General features: G+C 42.8%; 22 protein-coding genes and 1 pseudogene. 15 read left to right on the forward strand and 8 right to left on the reverse strand.

Translation table 11 applies throughout. From position 1 onward, the window contains the following. Nucleotides 1-148 precede the first annotated feature (148 nt). From A3774_RS16645 to A3774_RS11235, 5 genes are all read left to right on the forward strand, one after another. Nucleotides 149-361: a hypothetical protein gene (locus A3774_RS16645; protein WP_231867972.1), complete on the forward strand. Its 213-nt coding sequence runs from the start codon at nt 149-151 to the stop codon at nt 359-361. A gap of 414 nt (nt 362-775) precedes the next feature. Continuing rightward, nucleotides 776-1177, forward strand: coding sequence for a GFA family protein (locus A3774_RS11220; RefSeq protein ID WP_067867456.1), 402 nt, complete (start codon nt 776-778; stop codon nt 1175-1177). Nucleotides 1178-1261: 84 nt separating this feature from the next. Then, nucleotides 1262-1693 (forward strand): acetyltransferase, encoded by a 432-nt coding sequence (locus A3774_RS11225; protein ID WP_067867256.1) that lies wholly within the window; start codon nt 1262-1264, stop codon nt 1691-1693. 76 nt (nt 1694-1769) lie between these two features. Continuing rightward, nucleotides 1770-2345 carry a YdeI/OmpD-associated family protein gene (locus A3774_RS11230; protein ID WP_067867258.1) on the forward strand — a complete coding sequence of 192 codons (576 nt, stop codon included), beginning with the start codon at nt 1770-1772 and terminating at the stop codon, nt 2343-2345. 407 nt (nt 2346-2752) lie between these two features. Continuing rightward, a complete protein-coding gene (locus A3774_RS11235) occupies nt 2753-2998 on the forward strand; it encodes a hypothetical protein (protein WP_067867260.1) in 246 nt (81 codons plus the stop codon). 448 nt (nt 2999-3446) lie between these two features. Here A3774_RS11235 and A3774_RS11240 read toward each other — a convergent pair whose 3' ends face one another. Genes A3774_RS11240 through A3774_RS11255 form a run of 4 tightly spaced genes read right to left on the reverse strand, consistent with a single transcriptional unit; the run spans nt 3447 to nt 6309 of the window. Further along, nucleotides 3447-3749, reverse strand: a complete 303-nt coding sequence (locus tag A3774_RS11240) for a DsrE family protein (protein ID WP_067867262.1) — start codon at nt 3747-3749, stop codon at nt 3447-3449. Between the two features lie 32 nt (nt 3750-3781). Then, complete coding sequence (locus A3774_RS11245) at nt 3782-4513, reverse strand: ABC transporter ATP-binding protein (protein ID WP_067867264.1); 732 nt, start codon at nt 4511-4513, stop codon at nt 3782-3784. Further along, on the reverse strand, nt 4498-5280 hold the full coding sequence (locus A3774_RS11250; RefSeq protein ID WP_082792422.1) for an ABC transporter permease: 783 nt from the start codon (nt 5278-5280) through the stop codon (nt 4498-4500). Before A3774_RS11250 ends, A3774_RS11245 begins: the two co-directional genes overlap by 16 nt. 9 nt (nt 5281-5289) lie before the next feature. After that, nucleotides 5290-6309: an ABC transporter substrate-binding protein gene (locus A3774_RS11255; RefSeq protein ID WP_067867266.1), complete on the reverse strand. Its 1020-nt coding sequence runs from the start codon at nt 6307-6309 to the stop codon at nt 5290-5292. A 595-nt stretch (nt 6310-6904) separates the two neighbouring features. On the opposite strand from A3774_RS11255, the gene A3774_RS11260 reads away from it, so the two are divergent. From A3774_RS11260 to A3774_RS11270, 3 genes are all read left to right on the forward strand, one after another. Further along, entirely contained in the window at nt 6905-8503 is a 1599-nt protein-coding gene (locus A3774_RS11260; RefSeq protein ID WP_197468060.1) for a sensor domain-containing diguanylate cyclase, read from the forward strand. Between the two features lie 186 nt (nt 8504-8689). After that, on the forward strand, nt 8690-9037 hold the full coding sequence (locus A3774_RS11265) for a carboxymuconolactone decarboxylase family protein (protein WP_067867271.1): 348 nt from the start codon (nt 8690-8692) through the stop codon (nt 9035-9037). A gap of 597 nt (nt 9038-9634) precedes the next feature. Further along, a complete protein-coding gene (locus A3774_RS11270) occupies nt 9635-10999 on the forward strand; it encodes a sodium/proline symporter (RefSeq protein ID WP_197468061.1) in 1365 nt (454 codons plus the stop codon). Nucleotides 11000-11101: 102 nt separating this feature from the next. Here A3774_RS11270 and A3774_RS17255 read toward each other — a convergent pair. Then, nucleotides 11102-11248, reverse strand: a pseudogene (locus A3774_RS17255) (hypothetical protein); the annotation flags it as partial. Nucleotides 11249-11928: 680 nt separating this feature from the next. Here A3774_RS17255 and A3774_RS11275 point away from each other — a divergent pair. From A3774_RS11275 to A3774_RS11295, 5 genes are all read left to right on the forward strand, one after another. Continuing rightward, a complete protein-coding gene (locus tag A3774_RS11275) occupies nt 11929-12279 on the forward strand; it encodes a DUF4870 domain-containing protein (protein ID WP_075107961.1) in 351 nt (116 codons plus the stop codon). A 195-nt stretch (nt 12280-12474) separates the two neighbouring features. After that, the gene (locus A3774_RS11280) at nt 12475-12873 is read left to right on the forward strand and encodes a hypothetical protein (protein WP_067867275.1); all 399 of its coding nucleotides are present in this window, start codon (nt 12475-12477) and stop codon (nt 12871-12873) included. Nucleotides 12874-12907: 34 nt separating this feature from the next. Next, the gene (locus tag A3774_RS11285; RefSeq protein ID WP_067867277.1) at nt 12908-13432 is read left to right on the forward strand and encodes a P-loop NTPase family protein; all 525 of its coding nucleotides are present in this window, start codon (nt 12908-12910) and stop codon (nt 13430-13432) included. A 9-nt stretch (nt 13433-13441) separates the two neighbouring features. After that, on the forward strand, nt 13442-13663 hold the full coding sequence (locus A3774_RS11290) for a hypothetical protein (protein WP_067867279.1): 222 nt from the start codon (nt 13442-13444) through the stop codon (nt 13661-13663). 52 nt (nt 13664-13715) lie between these two features. Beyond that, entirely contained in the window at nt 13716-14645 is a 930-nt protein-coding gene (locus A3774_RS11295; RefSeq protein ID WP_067867281.1) for a 5'-nucleotidase, read from the forward strand. Nucleotides 14646-14741: 96 nt separating this feature from the next. On the opposite strand, the gene A3774_RS11300 is transcribed toward A3774_RS11295, so the two are convergent. The 3 genes from A3774_RS11300 to A3774_RS17195 all read right to left on the reverse strand — a co-directional run bounded on the left by A3774_RS11300 (nt 14742) and on the right by A3774_RS17195 (nt 18246). Continuing rightward, on the reverse strand, nt 14742-16916 hold the full coding sequence (locus A3774_RS11300) for a glutamine synthetase III family protein (RefSeq protein ID WP_067867283.1): 2175 nt from the start codon (nt 16914-16916) through the stop codon (nt 14742-14744). Between the two features lie 456 nt (nt 16917-17372). Next, nucleotides 17373-17585 carry an alternative ribosome rescue factor ArfA gene (gene arfA / locus A3774_RS11305; protein ID WP_067867284.1) on the reverse strand — a complete coding sequence of 71 codons (213 nt, stop codon included), beginning with the start codon at nt 17583-17585 and terminating at the stop codon, nt 17373-17375. A 106-nt stretch (nt 17586-17691) separates the two neighbouring features. Next, complete coding sequence (locus A3774_RS17195; protein ID WP_067867286.1) at nt 17692-18246, reverse strand: sugar O-acetyltransferase; 555 nt, start codon at nt 18244-18246, stop codon at nt 17692-17694. A 107-nt stretch (nt 18247-18353) separates the two neighbouring features. Here A3774_RS17195 and A3774_RS11315 point away from each other — a divergent pair, with 107 nt between their 5' ends. Both A3774_RS11315 and A3774_RS11320 read left to right on the forward strand, forming a co-directional pair. Further along, nucleotides 18354-19448 carry a site-2 protease family protein gene (locus A3774_RS11315; RefSeq protein ID WP_067867289.1) on the forward strand — a complete coding sequence of 365 codons (1095 nt, stop codon included), beginning with the start codon at nt 18354-18356 and terminating at the stop codon, nt 19446-19448. Between the two features lie 27 nt (nt 19449-19475). Continuing rightward, complete coding sequence (locus tag A3774_RS11320; protein ID WP_067867291.1) at nt 19476-20729, forward strand: DEAD/DEAH box helicase; 1254 nt, start codon at nt 19476-19478, stop codon at nt 20727-20729. Nucleotides 20730-20736 lie beyond the last annotated feature (7 nt).

The following is a 20736-nucleotide window of genomic DNA, read 5'->3' on the forward strand; positions in this document are numbered from 1 at the left end:
GATTCGACACCTTTATCAAAACGGGTAACTCTCTCTTTTTCAAGATGATGTGTCAGATCTAGTCTGAGCTAATTCAACTAAGGATAGCTGAACAACATCCTGAAGTTTTTAGTGAGTTAAGATAAGCGCATTGGCTAATAACAAATCAATGAAGACGGACGTTCGCAAAGAGCGCGATCGCTGCTTATTGAGGCGTTGGTATGAATATGACAACAACGGTATCGATCATCTCGCTTTTACTACTGAGTTTCGTGGTTTTCCTGACTACATTGGTAGAAGTGACTACGTGTACTCAGGGCAGTCTCGATGTTTGGCTTGTATCATTATTCGTGTTCGTGCCAGCAATTGTAGGTCTTTCTAGCGTTGCTCTCATTGGGCGAGCGCGAAGAGCTTTTATACGCTGGTTCACATTGCCTGTGTTATTGGCGCTACCGTTGTCCAGTTATCATGTAGTCCGATATATCATCGGCATTAATTTAAAAGGGGAGCATCCTTGTAGCATTGCCACGGGAACGGATTTCGAATCTTTTCCTCTGGAGCCATGGGTACCTTATTGGGCCCCCATCCATTTTGCGGCGCTTGTTTTTTGCAGCTGGGTTGTCATCCAATTTTGGTTCGGCAAGAGAAAAGGCTAATAAGGTTATCAACTTGATGCACCATACTCCGCGCCTTTTTGGGGTGGCTACGCGACCTTACCCAAAAAGCCACTCCATATGTGGCACAGATTATCATGGCGTTAGGTGTGTTTTATCCAAAGACCAAGGAGGAGGTTCTGATGACTGATTATGTGGGTTCTTGTCTATGTGGCACTGTGAGTTTTGAGATAAAGGGTGATTTTGATAGTTTTTACCTGTGTCATTGTCAGCATTGCCAAAAAGATACGGGTTCAGCTCACGCTGCAAATCTATTCTCACAGTCCGCTAAATTGGTCTGGCGGTCGGGAGCAGATGCTGTGACGTCCTTTACGCTTCCTAGCAGTCGTCATAACAAAAGCTTTTGTAAGGTCTGTGGTTCAGCACTGCCAAATACTCAGATCGAAGGTTTGCTCGTCGTTCCCGCAGGGTGCTTGGACACTGAAATATCTATAGCGCCAACAGCGCACATCTTTTTGTCCAGCAGAGCTGCTTGGGATGAGGAGTTAGGGGAAGTACCAAAGTTCGAGGGGCTGCCTGATTGAGCTACTATCACATACTGTTGGTGGACGCATCTATGCTCCGGCACATCGGAAAGCCAAAGGTTAAATTTTCAATCAGGTTTAGTGATGAATATTGAAGTTGTAGAAAAAGCAGATCATCTTAGGCTGCTAAAAATTTGGGAAGGATCGGTGAGAGCAACCCATGATTTTTTGGCGGAAGAAGATCTTCAGGAATTAAAGCCACTGATCTTAGAGCAGTATTTTGACACCGTTGATTTAAGGTGTGCAAAAAATAGTAAGGGTGAAATATTGGGGTTCTGTGGTGTGCATGGAAGTAACATTGAGATGCTGTTCATTTCACCTGATGCGCGTGGCAAAGGTTTAGGAGCTCTGTTAGCTACTTATGCGATCAAGTCTCAAGGGGCTAGCAAAGTTGATGTTAATGAACAGAATGAGCAAGCGTTAGGTTTTTACCAGCATATTGGTTTTTCTGTTACGGGCCGTTCACCAATTGATGGTCAGGGCAAGCCTTATCCGCTATTGCATATGGCGCTATAAACATTAAACAAGGCCAAGCAACGTGATAGCTTTTTGTAGGGAACGCCAACCAATCACTAAAGAGAATCTAATTTAGATGCCAGAACCTGATCCATTAAAAATCATTGCATTTGCAACGCCAAAAGATCTTGGCAAGTGGCTCGAGAAGAATCATGCAAGGGAACGTGAGTTGTGGGTAAAGATTTTTAAAAAGAATACTGGAATTCCAAGTGTTACTTGGAATGATGTGGTGATAGAAGTTTTATGCTGGGGCTGGATTGACGGTGTAAAAAAGTCAATTGATGATCAAGCCTATCTTCAACGCATAACTCCTAGAACAGCACGAAGCAACTGGTCTAAAAGAAACACAGAGCATGTGGAACGTTTGATAGGCGAAGACCGGATGAAGGAACCTGGGCTTGTACATGTGCATGCAGCAAAGACTGACGGTCGGTGGGAAAACGCCTATGTAGTAAGTGAAATGGAAGTGCCTGCAGATTTCTTAGCAGCATTGGATAATCAGCCAAGAGTAAAAAGATTTTTTGAGACACTTAATAAATCGAGTCGTTATGTTATCGCTTACGGTTTAACAAGCGCAAAGAAACCCGAAACTAGACAAAGGCGTTTCACAAAATATATGGAAATGCTTGTGCATGAGGAAAAACCCAAATAGTTGAATCGTGTATATCAATGCGCTTAGTACTCAGGGTTGGGGCAGAAATAATACTATGTCGAATCACTATACTTTTACGTTGAATTTAAAACTTAAACGCAATCTAACGACCACAGAAATTGCCACATTAGAATATATTCTTAATGGTAATGGCTCTCCACCGACTGATTCACCCAATCACTCCTTTTTTCTAGCGGCTTAACTAACTATGTTTACTGGCAATCATACAGCGAGTTTCCAGTAGGAGGTTGGCGATCTGAGTTTTGGCAATCAGGCTGCTCGCCAGCTTGCCTTGCCGATGATCAAATGAATTAAACCTTAAGGGTCAGGTCTTGCAGCGTGCAGTTAATTGCTGGAATTAAAGGAGTCAGCTAATATTCCTACAAACCGCATTGGATGCATCGATAATGAAATTAAAAACAGTATCATGTGTACTTGGTCTGCTAGCTCTCAGCAGCGGATCAGCGGTCGCAGAAGATTATGCCGATCTATGCGGAAGCAATATTGAAGGCGTGAACCTAACGATGCCGAAGGACGAGGTTCAGTTAACTTTGGCAAGCGGTGGTTACGAAAAAGCCGCTGATAGTGACGATAGTAAGAAGAAAAAAACAGAATCGGCCCGAATCCATACAATCGTTGCTCTTTCAAACTGAAGACCGGCAACCCAATGCAGATTTCATCCGCTCTGTAAGTTGGAAGCGTACTCTTTCGACCGGACGTAATACAATTTATGTTACCTATGTTGTGCCAACCGATCCGGCTCGATTGGAAGCCTATGAAGCGTTCTGGTGTTCTAAGATAATCGATTATTGCATGCATGAGATCGACACATTACGTGCGACATCCTCAGCCCAGAGTGTTTCGAAAGTGTCGAGAATGAACCCGAATCCCATGTCACCTATGCATGAGTTTTGCGAGAACGCCTTGCAGGGAGCGTTTCGCACTAACGGTATCGGCCATGCTCAGACCCCTCCAGGTACATTGCATATCACCGGTGCGCAGGGCTGTAGAGTTTTTTACCGAAACGCCAATCTTCGGGGTTTCACTTCAGCTTTTATAATAGGTTTTGAGCACATACGATAATGGCTTGTGAAGGCAACCTTAAGCGCGAAGATAAGACCAACCAGCGGCTTGTTGATGAGCAAGGTACTGCACAGCGGCGTCCACCAGCTTAACGTCTGCCTGAGCGGTCAGCGATTGTGCTTGTAAACTATTACGACACATCACCAGTCGACTTAAAATATCCTCATCTGTCAAGGTGACCGCCATTGCCATTGCGGGACCATTGACGACGATTTCCACTTGGGCATCCGCTTCTAATTTGAGTAAATTACGAGCGTTATTTTGCGCTCGCTTTAATGCATCTACTGTTGGTGCGTGAATCAATAATTGTGTAACAGCCATGAGGGTATCCTTCTAACAATTATTCTAAAAAATTAAAGTGCGTTTGCGATCTCTTGAGCCATTTTTTGCAAGCTATCTGTGCCACGATCTCTTGGACGGGGCAGGTCAATGGGTTTATCTAACACCACGTTCGCAGGTGAGCCCGACAAGACAATCACTCGGTCCGCTAAATATATTGCTTCTTCAATATCGTGGGTGATAAACATCACGGCTTTACGCGTCTTTTCCCAGATAGCCAGTAACTGATCTTGTAAATGTTGACGAGTGATCGCATCCACCGCGCTAAAAGGCTCATCCATCAACAACAAATGAGGCTTTACTGCTAATGCTCGGGCTATGCCGCCCCTTTGTACTTGGCCACCCGATAGCTGGTGTGGCCAACGCTCGGCTAGCTCATCAAGGCGAGTCAGTTTTAATACTTCGTCTACTCGGTTACGTTTCTCTTCGGCGGTCAGTTTTAGGCCCGTCAGCCCGTAAGCTATATTGCTGCGCAATCGACGCCAAGGCATAAGGCGACCATCTTGAAACACCACGCTGCGAGAGCGTCGGGTTTCGTCTTCTTCCACGTTGAGCGAAATAGTGCCATGACTCGCTGAGGTAAGGCCAGCGACACAACGTAACAGGGTTGATTTACCAACGCCTGAACCACCAACGACCGCTATAAACTCGCCGTCTTCTATTTGAAGATTCAAATGAGAAAACACGGGGTCAGGATTGTTACCGTAGTGATAACTCAGATCTTCAATCTTTAGGATGGGCGCCATGTTAACACTCGCTTTTCAATGAAACCAAACAGGGTATCGCTCAAGGTGTAAACCAGAGAAATAATCAGCATGTAAACCACAACCACTTCATAAGCGCCTACGCCTGCGGCTGAATTCATCTCTTGCCCCATGCCGGGGACGCCTAACAATTCGGCGGCGATCAAGGTCATCCAAGCTTGTCCGATACCGGTGCGAATACCCGAAAAAATACCCGTGGCAGCACCCGGTAAGGTTACTTGAAAGGTTTGACGTAAATGACCATGTTGCCCAAAAGCACGGGCCAGTTCATAAAAACGAGAATCCACATTGCGTACCGCTGAATAGGTTGCAAAGTAGTTTACCCAGAATACGCCTATGGCAATAACAAAGGCGGCTCCCGCATGGCTTACTTTAAACCAAGCGATGGCAAAGACTACCCAGGCCAATGGCGGAATTGGACGTAGAATCCGCGCGAGCAAAGCATGTAATGCGTCTAGCAGCGATGAAGACGCCGCCAATGTACCCACTAAGAAACCAAGAAACGTACCAATCGCCAAGCCCCATGCGTAATGAACTAAACTTGAGAGGACGGCTGGCATTAAGCGCTCGGACGTCCACTCATCTGCCAGTGCTTGTGGCAGTTTAAATGGGTCCGGAATGGTGCCAGCGGCCGCCCAGCCTGCCGCTTGTGCGTATTTCCACAACAGCACAAATGCGGCTAGACCTAAGATTCCCAGTAAAACACGCCCCCATCGAGAGCGTGTTAAAGGGTGAGTGTGTGATTCCATGATGTGGAATTACTCCCTAATGAGTTCGTTATAAAAACGAACATCAAATAGTGCGTTTAGGTCCACGCTTGCTTTAAGTGTGCCTTGGCTGGCTTGAAAATCATGCATGGTACGGGTGCCATCGATGATGGCGTTCGGATCTGCTTGGAACTGATCGTGTGAGTTCTTTAATGCATTTAGGATAATTTGTTTCGGTAAACGACCACCACCGACGTATTTACCAACCGCTTTAGCTGCTTGTTCTGGGGCGTTACGCAGTTCATCGGTGGCGGCGATGTGTGCTTTCACTAATGCTTTCACCAATTCAGGGTGCTCATTGATCAATGATTCACGCACGGCTAATACAGCGCCTGGCTGATGAGGGAACATGCCCGAGCCAGAAGCGACGACTTTAGCAGCGGATTTTTTATCACGAATAATACTAACAACCGGCTCTAAAATAGCTGCGCCATCAACCGCTTCGGTCATCAGTGCTTGTTGTACCTGTGCTGCGCCTTGGTAAATGATGTCGATATTTTGCTTAATCTCATCACGGCTCATACCCAACTGGTTCTGCAACCAATACTGTAAGACGGTTTCGGGTACTGAACCCCTAGGGAAGGTGGAGATAACGGCTTTACGGCCTTTATCTGCTTTAAAGCGAGCAAAGGCTGTTTTTGCATCACCATTATCAAAGTAAGGAGACAGTTCGCCCAATGCGATCATGCTGATTTGTTCAACAATGTTAGAGGCAACCACTTTAATGTCTGCCCCTTTGGCGCGCGCAACCATGGCAGGCCCAATACCTAGATAAGCAACATCTAATTGACCGGCTAACAGGGCTTGTACAATGGCGGGTCCATTTTGAAATTTAAATAGCTTGGGATCGTTAACGCCAGCCTTTTGTAAAGTGTCATTTTCTAACACAATAAAAGCTTGGGAAATTGGAATAATCGGCATATAGCCAATTTCAAGATTTTTATCAGCCGCAGTCACTAAACTGCTCCAGCCACACAATAACAAGGTCATCAGAGCCACGAAACGGGACATTAGAGCACTCCAGAGAATTAAAATTTGAGTATGGATTATATATAATGCAAAAGAATATTAAATATTATTTAAATACTATTTTGGAATAAGTAAATAAGCTATTTGGGGGGATGAGTAGATAGGGATAGAAATCGATAAGCATTTTATATCAATGCATAAACTAGGTCTGCTCTTAATTATTTACAATAACCTAACGTGGCTGCTCTTTATCGTTTTTTATTATCAGGGTCTTTGGTCTTAACTATTTCGGCCAAAGGTTGGCTTCCTACAGGGAGTCATAACCTAGAAAATACTCTAGGACGGCGCGGTTGGAAAAGAGGGAAAAATACCCGTCTTTATGACACACCTTTCATTGCTTGACCGGTCACTGCCCTATAAAAACAGCAAAGAATTTCAAAGCCTCTATCTCTGTGATATCTTCCCGCACAACTTGTAGTTAACTGTTGATGCAAACAGTAAATGTTGAAGGTTTAGGATTAAGTTGTATGAAAAAACAAAAAAGCCAAACATCAGTACCGTCCTGTACTATAGCGTTTCATATAAGCGCATGATGATCAATAAAACGCATAAGCGGTTATTCATACTACTATCTATAATGCTTTTTGTAGCAGATACGTTGTTCGTCACTATTAACTATATTAGTGATAAGCGCACCTTGCAGCAGAGCTTGAAGCAGGATGGTCAACAGCTTAAAAGATCATTTGAAGTCGCATTAACCATGACGCTCAATAACATGTCTCAACTCGCGACCTTTATTGCCAGCTCAACGGAGGTGCAGCACTTATTTGCCCAAGGTGTACAAGCGGTTCAGGAAGAGGGAGGAGGTGCGGGAGGCGCTGAATCAGCTCACTTGCGAGACATACTCTACGATAGTGTGTCGTCAGGATGGGCTACCATGACGGAAAAGTATCAGGTTCGTCAGTTGCATTTTCATCTTGGTCCAGGCTCGACCAGTTTCCTTCGTGTTCATAAGCCTGAGAAATTTGGCGATAATATGGATAATCTTCGGCACATGGTAGTCGATGTTAATCGTGATGGTGTTCCTCGACAGGGCTTTGAACTAGGGCGTGTATATTCAGGCCTTCGTGGCATCGTGCCGGTTTTTTCTGATAATCATCCCAAACATCAAATTGGCGCGTTGGAAGTAGGAACCTCTTTTAAAACCTTAATTGATTCGTTGGGTTCTTCTATTGGAGGAAATATTGCGGTGTTGCTTAACGAGGCCAATGTTGAAAATGCTACTTGGTCTCGTCCAGATGAACCTGAAAGCAGGACACCTTGTGGCTGCTTTATTGAAGCGACGTCATCATCTGAACTGAGTGCTTTGTTAGCTGAGCGATCGACTACTAAGTGGTCTAAGCCGCCTAAGAGCGTGCGTACGATTTTAGTTAATATGGCAAATGGTCCTGTTGCTTTGACTGAATTTGCACTGTCAGATTATGTTGGGGAGCGAGACGGCAGCGAGACTCCGGTGGGCCGTATTCTGATCTGGAAATCGGCCACTGATGTTGTACAAGAGCTCAATCATAATACTGGGATTAACATTATCTATGGGATTATCGGTTTTCTCATAATTGAACTGGCTCTTTTTTTGGGTATTCGATTGGTGTTAGGTCAACTTAAGCAGACCGTGGATGAGCGGACGCAGGAAATACAGGTCTTGAATAGGCAATTAGAGGAAATTGCACACCAAGATATGCTTACCGGTGTTTCTAGTCGTCACTACTTTATGATGCGGTTCCAGCAAGAGCTTAATCGTAATCAGCGCTCGAAACAGCCCATGACATTATTGATGGTGGATGTAGATTACTTTAAAAGGGTAAATGATACTTGGGGCCATCAGGTCGGTGATCAAGTGTTGTCAGACCTAGGTCACTTGATGGTAGAAAACAGTCGCAACTATGATGTGGTTGGTCGCTATGGGGGAGAGGAGTTTTGTCTTTTGTTACCGGGTGTTGATGCAGTAACTGGGTTACAAATGGCTGAAAAACTACGCGAGCGGGTTGAACGTCAAATCATAATACCGGGTAGTGATGGTATACATGTGACTATTAGCATCGGTGTTGCGCTTTATGCAAAGGGGCAAAGTGCTGAAGAGTTGATTAACGCGGCTGACCAAGCCTTATATAAGGCTAAACGTGGTGGCAGAAATCGATGCTTACTAGCCGAAACGGCTACCCCAAACCTCTGTTAACAATTTAAAAGAAAGCATGGAACTCGAGTGTAAACTCTTGGCGATATATAGGACAAAAATAGGCCTGCGCAAAAAATTGACAGAACGCAATAGAATTGTAATCGTTCCTCCAGCATCTCATCCAGCCCGCTATAATGAATTCTGATCTATTTTCTAGATTGATTTCTATACATACGGAGATGAGCCATGAAGAATTTTCCTGAACACTTTAAAGAACTTAGTAGCTGGATGGAAAAGCTTGGTCTGGAGATTCCTGGCGCAATGCAGGGGTTTTCTGCATTACATGAGTCCAGCCTAAAACCCGGTGCATTAGAGACAAAAACGAAAGAGCTGATTGCTTTAGGTATTGCTGTCACTGTTAGATGTGATGGGTGCATATCTTTCCACGTACATGATGCTTTAAAGGCGGGTGCCAGTAAAGAAGAGGTCGCCGAAACAGTATCCGTTGCTATTCTTATGGGCGGTGGACCCTCAGTTGTTTATGGGATTGAGGCGATGCAAGCGCTAAGTCAATTCCAAGAGCAAGGCCTTTAAATCTATCTTTTCGTAGGGCTAATAAGCCAATACAAAAGGTGAGATTAGGACAGGCACTTTTAAGACCTTTTTAATTAATCGATCAGACTTTTAGGGTGTCTGTCCTATTTCAAAATTTTATGTTTTCAGATGACCCGTCTCCACATAAATCATTCTTTAGTAAACGGTTTATGATGGCTCCGATGAAACTGCGTAGCCAAGAACCTTTAGGGTTGAAATACCCAGCTACATTCACAAAGCATTATTTAATATGCCGCTGTTGGCCATTAAAAAACGATATAACAGTTTTTTTGTGCAAATAAGCGATGTTATTTGTTTAATAGACCTATTATACGCCCCTTAATTTCCCCAAAGTTGAAACATATTGCTTAGAAATTGGGTATTTATTCTATGATGTTGTACCGTTGTTATATGAAAAAAATCAATGGAGGATCGAAAGATGAAGAATCCTTTAAAGTGCCGAGCTGAAAATTTAATATTTCATAACCCGCCTGAGAACAGAAAATATAAAAAGGTAACAGATAAAGGGGGGAATTCATGATCGAAATAAGCTTCTTGTGTTCATTATTTTTATTTTTAATCATTGGGTTATCCTCCATGCTTAAGAGTAAAAAAACAACTGAAGATTATCTGGTCGCAGGTAAATCTATACCCGCTTGGCTTGCTGGGCTTTCTGCGGTGGCGACAAACAACAGTGGTTTTATGTTTATCGGCATGATTGGGTTGACCTATACGACAGGGCTATCTTCTATTTGGTTGATGCTGGGCTGGATCGCTGGTGACTTGATGGCCTCACTAATCACGTTGAAGCCTCTGCATGCTGCTTCGCACAAAAACAAAATACACTCTTATGGGGAGTTGTTAGCGCATTGGCATGGCGGTGAAAATCATGGATTACGTCGCTTAGTGGGTTTGCTGACACTCTTTTTTCTTACGCTTTATGCGGCAGCTCAGTTTAAAGCGGGAAGTAAGGCAACATCAGTACTGCTGGAGTGGGATCCGACCTGGGGTATCATAATTAGTGCCGTTATCGTCCTTTTGTACAGTGCAGCAGGCGGATTACGGGCCTCTATTTGGACTGATGCTGCTCAATCATTTGTGATGCTGATTGGCATGGCAATGTTGATTGCTGGGGGTATTGAATTAGCGGGTGGATGGACGTTGGCATTGGATAAGATCGACCGTGTTGATGTGAATTTTCTTGGCTGGTTCCCTGATAAAGACTGGATTGGCATCATACTCTTTATTGTTGGTTGGGTGTTTGGTGGATTTGCTGTGATTGGTCAGCCTCATGTTGTCGTTCGTTTTATCAGCTTAAAAGACGAGTCGGAAATTAAGCGCATGCGCTTTTACTATTATAGTTGGTTTACGTTGTTTTACGGGGCAACTATTATGGTGGGCTTGTTAAGCCGTATAGCCTTTCCAGAGAGTACAAGCTTTGATTCAGAGCTGGCATTACCGACCATGGCGCAATTGGTCTTGCCTGATATCTTTGCCGGTATGGTTCTTGCCGCACTGTTTGCCGCGACGCTGTCCACAGCGGATTCGTTGGTTCTTTCATGCTCTGCTGCGGTCACCCGTGATTTTGTTCGGTTACCGGGGAAGATGCATTCACTCTGGGCCGCAAAACTCACCACAGCAAGTGTCATCACTGTTGCCGTTATTATTGCGTTAACGGGCGCTGAGTCGGTATTTTCTTTAGTGCTTGATGCATGGGGTTTACTTGGTTCAGCTTTTGCGCCGTTGGTCATTTTACAGGCTTTAGGCAAACGTATTCCGCAGTCGGTATCCATTAGCATGGTTATTGCTGGTGTTGGGATCTTTCTTTTATGGCAACAAATGGGCTGGGGTGGAGCAATTTATAGTGTTGCGCCAGGCATAATGACGGGCTTTATTGTTTACATTTTATTTAAGGTGCGTGGACCTGAAAGAGGCGCTGAATCGGTAGCTAATGAAAACTAAAATAGAAAAGTAAGGATAGTTTTTAAAAACGGTTAGTGTTAAGCCGCCACGGTCGGGCTTCTTCTGTGGCGAGCCTTCCTTGCTTGCGAAGTCTAAAGGCTCTTATATGTTATAGGGCGAGATTAGTTCTATATTACTGAACACTACACCATCACGTCCTTGTGCTTTAGCTTGATAAAGGGCTTCATTGGCGCGTTGGAGCCATGTATCTATAGTTGTCTTTAGCTGGCAAGAGGCAACTCCAAATGTTAATGAAGGCTGCGATTATTGCACTGACTAGACGGGTTTTTTGGAGTAAGCGGCATAAGGAACTAAGGCTATAAGTCTAAGCATGATCATCATATCTATAATGGCAGCGGTGACATTCCCCGCCATATAGCGGAGGACTACAAATGGAAAAGCGCCCACATTGCTACAGAGCTAAGCAGCATTAATAAGCAGAGTTGATATTTTTCCTGTAGCTGATTAATCATAATCGTGCTCAAGTAAAAAGGATTTTCATGTCTATAAAGTTAATAGCTACACAAGGGGATGATTTTATTTATTGTCAAAATTTACATTTAATCTGTGCTTAATCTTAAATGGGTTGTTATTGGTTGGAAGTCGTTGCAGATAATTACCTATACAACGGAAAAAACTATACCAGCCCGTTCATGATGTTTTAGCTGTAACCAGACTTTATGACTCTATTATGGAATATGAATCAGGCGCTAGTTTAAAGGTGTTGTAGCTTAAGTATGCTGATCTTATATGGGTTCAGATTTGTTTTATATGTAACGTTTTTTGTTTCACTATTATAGTAACTTAAATGGATGTTTGTATTGTTACGAGGGGAAATTAAAAGAATAGATAAATCAAATAGCAACGTGTCTGATATGATGCCTAGTAAGTGGAACTTAGTATAATTTGAAATTTAAGAGGGAAGTGGAATGAGTAATGACCTTATGCCAGACTTTAAGGAAATCACACAAGATTCGAAAAATATGGCGTTACTATCATGGATTGGGACGTTCTTTTTAGGCTTTATTCCAGGATTGATTCTTTATGTGATCAAAACGGATGATGCTTATGTTCAGGATCAATCGAAAGAATCATTAAATTGGTCGATAACCGTAATGATTGCCTATGTAACAGCTTTTTTGTTGAGCTTTATCGCTATTGGTGTCGTTCTTTTCCCTATTATCGGTATTTGCCATTTGGTTTTTTGTATTATGGGAGCGGTTTCAACGTCAAAAGGGAATCAGTTTCGTGTGCCTTTCGCGATTCGGTTAATAAAATAACTTAATCACTTTGCTAAAAGTGTGATGATGAAAACGTCGTATTTAGGCTGATATATACGTTCACATTGCTAGAGATAAGGCCAAGTCTGATGGTTCTTTCCGTTACGGCTTAGCCTTTATTTTTTGTGCCATATAGCTTGTTTTATCTAATCAAATTGTTTGTAAATAGGCTCTAACGTTTGAGGTTTAAGCCTGATGAAATTTTATGTTTTCCTCCCCCTGCTTTTTTTATCGCTCTCTTGTTCGGAAATAGGGAAGGCTCCTAAACGGGTGTTTACGTTTAGTGGTTCAACTATTGATCTGTCTACTAAAATAGAAGGTGACTGGGACAAGGTCTGCTTATTAACACCTTATTCTAGCAATCAAGAAGCGGAAAGGCTTATCGGCTTTGAGTTTGATATAGAGTCAAAGAGTAATATTTATGAATTGGATAGCATCACCTTATTTCTAGTCGTCAAAAGGCAGCAGGTGATTGACTACTTTGAAGTACCGCGTAACAGTATAGATTTTTCAGCTAGAGAGGCTGATTGTTATCCGCGAGAAAAGGCGTGGTTTAAGATTGTGACCGATAGTGCTGGTGGTTATAAGATATAAACCTATATAACGATCTAACTAGGTTAAGAAGGCTATGAGAAAAGTTTTAATATTCGGCAATTCTGGATCAGGAAAATCGACCCTTGCGAAAGCAATCAGTCGATCTGAAGGCCTTTCTCATTTAGATCTTGATACATTGGCCTGGAAAGAGGAAATGCCACCGGAAAGGAGGCCGCTAAGTGAATCATCATTAGAAATAAGTGGCTTTATGAATGCCTATAATGGCTGGGTAATAGAAGGTTGCTATGCTGATTTACTGGAAGTTGCGTTGCCATTTTCGAACGAAATTATCTTTATGGATCTACCTATAGCTCTCTGCATAGAGAACGCGCGTAATCGTCCTTGGGAGCCTCATAAGTATAGTTCTAAGGCAGCGCAAGATAAGAATTTAAATATGTTAATTAATTGGATCTCACAATACTCAGATAGGAAAGATACTTTTTCCAAGTCGGCTCATGAGCACCTATTTAACAATTTTTCTGGGGTCAAAAAAAGGGTGATCGAAAATCAATCGGTTAACGAACTTTATAATCCGATAAATATAAAGAAAGAAGGTTGAGAGAGAAGCATGCTTATACAAATAGTCGACCCAATCTTCAAGTGTGCTGTGGATGAAGAGGTGTTTATTTCACGTTTACATGGCATGAGCACTTATCAATCTGTTTTTAGGCGGAATGATACTTACCAGCTTCGTTTAGCCGGACCTTTAGATAAAACTGAAAATGACGAGTTACAAGAGATTTGTGATATCTGGGGCGCTGATTTTAACTTAGTCGAGGAGGGAGAGTGAAGTTTTATAAACATAGAATCAACCTGCTTAGAACTATTTTGAAAGGAAGCGTATGTCATACCCTATAGATAAAAAACTGGTTGTTGCCGTATCTTCCAGTGCGTTATTTGACCTTTCTGAATCGAATTCTGTCTTTGTCGAGGAGGGGCCGCAGGCCTATAAAGACTTTCAGAAGAAAAACTTAAATAAAGTACTCGATAAAGGAGTCGCCTTTCCTTTTATTAAACGCTTTTTACAGATTAATAAGCGCTTCCCAGGTAAAGAGCCGGTGGAAGTTGTTTTGCTTTCAAGAAACTCGGCCGCGACGGGGAAGCGTGTTTTCCGTTCGATACAGCATTATGGGCTTGATATATCTCGTGCTGCGTTTATGGAGGGGAAGTCTCCCTATGAATATATTCCAGCTTTTAATGCATCTCTATTTTTATCCGCGAATGAAGAAGATATTCAGAATGCTATAAATTCGGGGTATCCCGGCGGGGTTGTATTGCCGAGTAAAAGTATAAACGACGATGATAGCGAGATACTTAGAATTGCTTTCGACTTTGATGGCGTTATTGCTGATGATGAATCTGAGGCTGTCTTCAAAGGCGCTGATCTTCCCGGTTTTTATGATTATGAGGTTGAGAAATCTGAGATACCGCATAAGCCGGGTCCTTTAGCCGATCTATTTAGAAAGCTATCCTTTTTACAAGAACTTGAAGATAAAGAGGTTGAGCGTGACCGGGATTACCAACGTATATTAACGACTGCGATTGTTACTGCTCGCAGCGCTCCTGCCCATGAAAGGGTCATCACAACGCTGGAAGATTGGGGGGTTAGTGCAAATGAGGTCTTTTTTCTTGGTGGGATGTCAAAAGATCGAATTCTTTCAAAACTGAAACCGCATATGTTCTTTGATGATCAGCGTAGCCATCTGGAATCGGAGGCGGGTGATATTCCAATGGTTCATATTCCGTTTGGTATAGCTAATAAAAATCAGTAAATAGATTTCCTTGTCAGCTAACCCCTCCTGTTTGTAAATGTTGAGGAAATATGAAAAAGGCCGCATTATGCGGCCTTTTATATTTATTAAATAATCTTATTTAATAAATAGCATTTCTGCATATTTAGGCAAAGGCCAAGCACTATCTGCAACAATAGTTTCAAGTAGATCTGCATGAGTCCTAATGCTGTCCATTAGAGTACGAATTTCATTCGCGCAGAATTTCATATGATCTTCTACGGTAGGGAAATCATGCTTGGTAATGGCAATAGACAGAGCATCTACATCAGCCATCATTGCGTCAGCAGTACTTGCTACTTTTTGCGCAATGCTATTATCAAGTGTCACACCCACATTTGATGCTGTGGCAATCGTTGATGCTAGCTCTGATAGGTAAGTCGCAGCAGCAGGATAGATAGAAGTTGTTGCCATATCGATCACTAACTTAGCTTCTACTTCAATCGATAAAATGTACTGCTCAGAATACACTTCATAGCGGCTTGCTAGCTCAACAGGTGATAATACCCCTGTGTTTTTAAACAAGGAGATAATTTCTTCTTCTTGGAAAACAGGTAGGGCATCTGCTGTTGTTGGGATGTTTTTCAGACCGCGTTCTTCTACAGCGATTTTGTGCCACTCTTCTGAATAGCCGTCGCCGCCGAATATAACATTACCATGCTCATCCATAAGATCTTTTAGTACAGAAAGTACTGCAGAAGCTTGATCTAAGCCTGATTCTAACGCTGTTTCAAGTTTGCCTGCAATCCAATCGAGGGAATCGGCAAGCATAGTATTCATTGCTACCAACGGCCCAGATACAGACTGTGATGAACCGACGGCTCTAAATTCAAAGCGGTTGCCTGTGAAGGCAAACGGAGAAGTACGGTTTCGGTCGCCAGGATCACGAGTAAAGGCCAGAATCTGAGATAAGCCTAGATCCATCTCGCCACCGCAAACTGTTGGTTGTAAGTCGCCTGCTTGAATCTCTTTAAATACTTTTTCTAATTGGTCGCCCAAATAAACCGATAGGATTGCCGGTGGTGCTTCATTGGCACCTAAGCGGTGGTCATTGGATGCCGTCGCTATGACTGCGCGTAATAGTGGGCCATATAAATGTACCCCACGGATAACCGCACCACAGAAGATAAGGAAGTTTAAGTTTTCTTCAGGTGTGTGGCCCGGATCAAGCAAGTTACCTTGGGTTGAGTTACCTACAGACCAGTTTACGTGTTTACCAGAACCGTTAATGCCTGCGAAAGGTTTCTCATGTAGTAAAGCAAGGAAACCGTGTTTTTTAGCGGTATTTTTGATGATAGTCATCAACAACTGCTGATGATCAGCAGCTACGTTAGCTGCTTCAAAATATGGTGCGATCTCAAATTGGCCCGGCGCTACTTCGTTATGATGTGTTTTTGCAGGGATGCCTAGCTTAAACAGCTGGTCTTCAAAGTCCTGCATAAAGACTTGTACGCGCTCAGGAATTGCACCGAAATAATGATCGTCAAACTGTTGACCTTTTGCTGGTGAAGCGCCAAATAACGTACGACCGGCAAGTAGCAAATCTGGACGGCTATTAGCAAAGTTTTCATCTACTAAAAAGTACTCTTGTTCAGCGCCACAGCTAGAGTTTAGTGTTGCAACCTCTTTTTCACCCATAAGTGAAAGTACTTTTTTAGCTGCTTTATCCATCGCCGCATTTGAGCGTAACAGTGGAATCTTCTTATCTAATGCTTCGCCAGTCCATGACATAAAGACACTAGGTATCATTAATGTCGCGCCGTTTGGCGTATTCATAATGTAAGCAGGGCTGGTTGGATCCCAAGCAGTATAACCACGTGCGGCATTGGTTATACGTAAGCTACCGTTCGGGAAAGAGGAACCATCAGGTTCGCCTTTGATAAGTAAGCTGCCTGTAAATTCGGTGATAGCAGCGCCATCAGCATTGGTAATAATAAAACCGTCATGCTTCTCAGCAGTAGCATTGGTCATGGGGTAAAAAATATGGGAGAAGAATTTGGCACCTTTGGACATAGCCCAATCTTTCATGGCAGCAGCAACAACATCAGCCGTAGCGGGATCTAAAGGTGATCCTGTTTGCACGGTTTTCTTTATCGCTTTAAAAGCGTTTTTGGATAGTGCTTCTTCCATTTTGGCTAGATTAAATACATCGCTAGCCCAAATTTTACTTAATGGTTTTGGCATCTCCACATCGATAGGTTTACCGCTAGTGATTGCACTGATTGATGTTAATCTTGATGTGTTACCACTCATTATGTTACCCCAGAAAAATTATTCAATTCGTTAAACGCAGCATCCAACATATTCATAAACAACGACCATATTGATGCTCAATATGCTATTTATTAAGCAAGTACTAGACCAATTAGGGGTTCTCTGTTTGTTATCAAATAACTTATTGTTTTATAAATGAAAAATTAAATTTCCTAATAGGGAGGAGGGTATTTTAAATTATATTTAGCACTAATATGGTGCACCATATGTTTTGTATTGGTGCGTAATGACCAATATCGTGCATTATAAGTGTTTATGAAGGTTTGTCTGCTTTATTGTGGTGCAAACAAGGGAGGTGAGGGATAATCTATTGGTTGTGTTTCTATCACATTGATCATGAAGAAAAAGCAAAGCTGGCTGCGATGATAGCTACTGTTAAGTGATGGTTATTTAAAGCCCTATTTGAATAACGACTCTTGTGGACCTAATAGATCCTTAAGCCGCTATTAAATAGGACTCCTGTCCTTTGTGTTTGTTGCTGCGAAGGTAGGCGCCTTTACCTTTTTTTGCTTTAACAACTTGTGTTTTGAAAACCCGTGAGGTGACTAGGGCCGCTAAATGGTTGCTACGAATAGTGCCTCTGCCGGTTTCTAGGGAACCTGTGTTCTTGACTCCCTTTTGGGTCTTTTGGGTGTTATGTTTTTTCATGTTGAGTCCTAATGATTGTTTAATTAATAAGTTGCGTGGAACAGTCAGATATTACGCCTCTGTTTACGGAATAAACAGAGTTTAGCTCGCTTTTTTAGCTAAGTGATTATGTAATCTTCTTAAGCACTTTAGCGGGTACACCGGCGACCAGTGTTTGTTTAGCTACATCTTTTGTTACAACTGATCCTGCTGCGATGACAGCGCCTTCATCTATAGTCACACCGGGCAATATTGTTGCTCCCATGCCTATCCAAACATCTTGAGCAATTGTGATTGCTGCTGCTTCAGTTGTACTTTTCTTTCTCTCTGAGGCCAGCAATGGGTGAGTTGTAGTGCTAATAACCACATTGGGGCCTATCATCACATTGTTGCCAATATTAACGGGAGCTGCATCAAGGATAGTACCGTTATGGTTGATATAAACATTCTCTCCAAGCTGGATGTTATAGCCATAATCGCATTGGAAGTTAGGTTCAATCGTAGGTTTGAATCCTTGGCCTAATAATTTACTTAATTTCTGTTGGCGCATGCCTTTTTGATCTGGGTGTAACTGGTTATATTCGAAGCATAGAGCTTTGGCGCGTTTGCGTTCTTTTACAAGTTCAGGATCAAGTGCGTTGAAAGGTAATCCCGAGAGCATTTTTTGTTTTTCACTTATCATCGTATGTGCTCAGCGTTTTAGGTTAAGACTTAGGGCGAAGAGCTTTCTTGCTTGTTCTAGATGCTACATAATGCGCGCTTATTCATTAGGTTACAGCGAGCATTTCTTTGCAGTTACTCAAGATCGATTGTTTAGGCCGTGAGCTTCGTTTAGAAGGATCTATGGCCGGTTGGCAGGCATTGTACTGGGATAATCAGTTGGTGTCTCAGCATGATGCTAGCGCAGACCCTTCCTCATCCTCTCTACATAGTTTCCAGTTAAAAGCGGGGGAGCAAGAGCTCAATTGCGTGCTGCAGCTTGAATTAACATGGCAGCCATTTGCATTAAGTTATTCATTACAGCTAAGTGATGGTTTGAGGGACGAGCTTCTCAGCCAAGGTGAGCGGAGTGAAAAGGATATAGAAGCTCAAGTGATAGAGCCTCGTCCAAAGCAGCCTAATAAAGTGAGTTGGTTAGGTATAGGTTCCTTAGGGTTAAAGCTCTTTAAAAGTGCAAAGGTTCTGAAAGTTCTTTTTGCCGCAGGTAGTTTGGCAGCATATACCTGGCTGTTTTCGATACAGTTCGCGATTGCCCTGATACTTTGTTTAGTGTTTCATGAGTATGGGCATATTCGTGCGATGAAGCGTTTTGGTTTGAAAACAAAAGGGATCTATTTGATTCCGTTTGTAGGGGGCTTAGCCCTGTCAGATGATCGTATTAATACCCGTTGGCAGGACGTTTATATCTCAATTATGGGTCCTTTTTTCGGGCTGTTACTCTCCTGTGCTTGCTTCGTTGTTTATTGGCTGACTGATATAGAGCTTTTTGCGGGTTTAGCCGCCTTTAATGCGCTATTAAACTTGTTTAACCTCTTACCTGTTTTACCTTTAGATGGTGGGCATATTTTGAAGAGTATCGCTTTTTCAGTGAACTCTGTTATAGGTTTAGTTTGTTGTGCTTTAGGTGTTATTGCTGGGGTTGTACTCAGTTACTATTTTAATATGACATTGTTAGGTTTTTTATTAGCTATCGGCAGTATTGAGATTGTGTTTGAATGGAAGCGCCGACATATAAGCGATCTGTTACCTTTAGATCGTTATGGTCAGATTGTGTCGGCTCTTTGGTATTTTAGTACGGTTGGAGGCTTATGCACGGTTATTTGGGTGTTGGCGCAGAGTGGTAATGAGGCGTTGGCACTACCGATGAAGATCCTTGGTAGTTGAGCAACGGGATAGCGGGACGGTAAATAATTGAACTTTACAGAATTGAGTCTGAACCCTCTTATCGTAAATGCAATCGAGAGTGCGGGTTATAGTGAGGCGACGCCTATTCAAGCGGCGGCGATTCCTGTGATTATGTCGGGGCGTGATCTTTTAGCTGGGGCACGAACGGGCACAGGTAAAACCGCCGCTTTTGCTTTGCCTTTGCTAAATAGAATTCTCAGCGAGCATGAGCATCTAAACGATACTGATAACCTTAAAAAAGTATTAAAAATCCTTGTCTTAGCGCCTACACGTGAACTGGCTCAACAGGTTAATGATAGTTTTAAAAAGTATGCCAAAGGTAGCGGATTTAGATCGGCGGTTGCTTACGGTGGGGTCGGAATAGCCCCTCAAGTGAATCAAATAAATAAGGGGATTGATCTTCTTGTTGCGACCCCTGGACGTTTACTTGATCTCATTAAAAAGCGGGTGGTTAATTTATCGACTATCGAAGTGTTAGTGATAGATGAAGCCGACAGAATGCTGGATATGGGTTTTAAGGATGAGATTAAAGCGGTAATGAGTAAATTGCCTAAATCTAGACCTGAGGCAACAACCCGACAGACATTGTTATTCAGCGCAACCTTGAGCGATAGCATCTATAAATTTAGTAAAAACTTATTACATAAGCCTGAACTGGTTGAGGTTGATCAGCGCAATAGTCGATCTCTTGATGTGCAGCAGGTTGTTTATAATTGTGATCCTGAGCGTAAGTTGGCTTTGGTTTCTCATCTTATTGCTAAAGAGGGATGGCTGCAGGTCTTGATTTTTAGCCGGACAAAGCAGGGTGCAGACAAGATTGCTGCGGCATTAAGCTTAACGGGTCTTTGTGCTGAGGCTATACATGCGGATCGTTCACAAACATCTCGTGAACAAGCCTTGTCTGATTTTAAAAGTGGTTTAGTTAAGGTGCTGGTTGCTACGGATGTGGCAGCACGCGGTCTGGATATTCAGCAGTTGGAGGCGGTGATTAATTTTGAGATGCCGTATAAACCAGAAGATTATATACATCGTATAGGCCGCACAGGACGAGCAGGGCATCAGGGAAAAGCGATTACTCTGCTTATTGAGGAGGAAAACTATCTTTTAGAAGAGGTTGAAGCTCTTCTTGATGAGCGTTTACCACAGCAGTGGTTAGAGGGGTTCGAGCCAGATTTTACTCGGGTGATTGAGGTGAATCGAAAGAACTCAAAAAGTGCACAAAAACGCAGGGCAAAAAAGCGAGCATTAGGTAAACGTTGATTATTAC

It is taken from the genome of Neptuniibacter marinus (assembly GCF_001597725.1).
Lineage (GTDB): Bacteria > Pseudomonadota > Gammaproteobacteria > Pseudomonadales > Balneatricaceae > Neptuniibacter > Neptuniibacter marinus.

Coding starts and splice junctions, on each gene's coding strand:
- A3774_RS11275 (WP_075107961.1), top strand. CDS start 11,929: ATGAGTAATGACCTTATGCCAGACTTTAAGGAAATCACACAAGATTCG.
- A3774_RS11240 (WP_067867262.1), bottom strand. CDS start 3,749: ATGGCTGTTACACAATTATTGATTCACGCACCAACAGTAGATGCATTA.
- arfA (WP_067867284.1), bottom strand. CDS start 17,585: ATGAAAAAACATAACACCCAAAAGACCCAAAAGGGAGTCAAGAACACA.
- A3774_RS11280 (WP_067867275.1), top strand. CDS start 12,475: ATGAAATTTTATGTTTTCCTCCCCCTGCTTTTTTTATCGCTCTCTTGT.
- A3774_RS11290 (WP_067867279.1), top strand. CDS start 13,442: ATGCTTATACAAATAGTCGACCCAATCTTCAAGTGTGCTGTGGATGAA.
- A3774_RS11270 (WP_197468061.1), top strand. CDS start 9,635: ATGCTTAAGAGTAAAAAAACAACTGAAGATTATCTGGTCGCAGGTAAA.
- A3774_RS17195 (WP_067867286.1), bottom strand. CDS start 18,246: ATGATAAGTGAAAAACAAAAAATGCTCTCGGGATTACCTTTCAACGCA.
- A3774_RS16645 (WP_231867972.1), top strand. CDS start 149: ATGAAGACGGACGTTCGCAAAGAGCGCGATCGCTGCTTATTGAGGCGT.
- A3774_RS11235 (WP_067867260.1), top strand. CDS start 2,753: ATGAAATTAAAAACAGTATCATGTGTACTTGGTCTGCTAGCTCTCAGC.
- A3774_RS11285 (WP_067867277.1), top strand. CDS start 12,908: ATGAGAAAAGTTTTAATATTCGGCAATTCTGGATCAGGAAAATCGACC.
- A3774_RS11225 (WP_067867256.1), top strand. CDS start 1,262: ATGAATATTGAAGTTGTAGAAAAAGCAGATCATCTTAGGCTGCTAAAA.
- A3774_RS11255 (WP_067867266.1), bottom strand. CDS start 6,309: ATGTCCCGTTTCGTGGCTCTGATGACCTTGTTATTGTGTGGCTGGAGC.
- A3774_RS11220 (WP_067867456.1), top strand. CDS start 776: ATGACTGATTATGTGGGTTCTTGTCTATGTGGCACTGTGAGTTTTGAG.
- A3774_RS11300 (WP_067867283.1), bottom strand. CDS start 16,916: ATGAGTGGTAACACATCAAGATTAACATCAATCAGTGCAATCACTAGC.
- A3774_RS11295 (WP_067867281.1), top strand. CDS start 13,716: ATGTCATACCCTATAGATAAAAAACTGGTTGTTGCCGTATCTTCCAGT.
- A3774_RS11260 (WP_197468060.1), top strand. CDS start 6,905: ATGCTTTTTGTAGCAGATACGTTGTTCGTCACTATTAACTATATTAGT.
- A3774_RS11250 (WP_082792422.1), bottom strand. CDS start 5,280: ATGGAATCACACACTCACCCTTTAACACGCTCTCGATGGGGGCGTGTT.
- A3774_RS11245 (WP_067867264.1), bottom strand. CDS start 4,513: ATGGCGCCCATCCTAAAGATTGAAGATCTGAGTTATCACTACGGTAAC.
- A3774_RS11230 (WP_067867258.1), top strand. CDS start 1,770: ATGCCAGAACCTGATCCATTAAAAATCATTGCATTTGCAACGCCAAAA.
- A3774_RS11265 (WP_067867271.1), top strand. CDS start 8,690: ATGAAGAATTTTCCTGAACACTTTAAAGAACTTAGTAGCTGGATGGAA.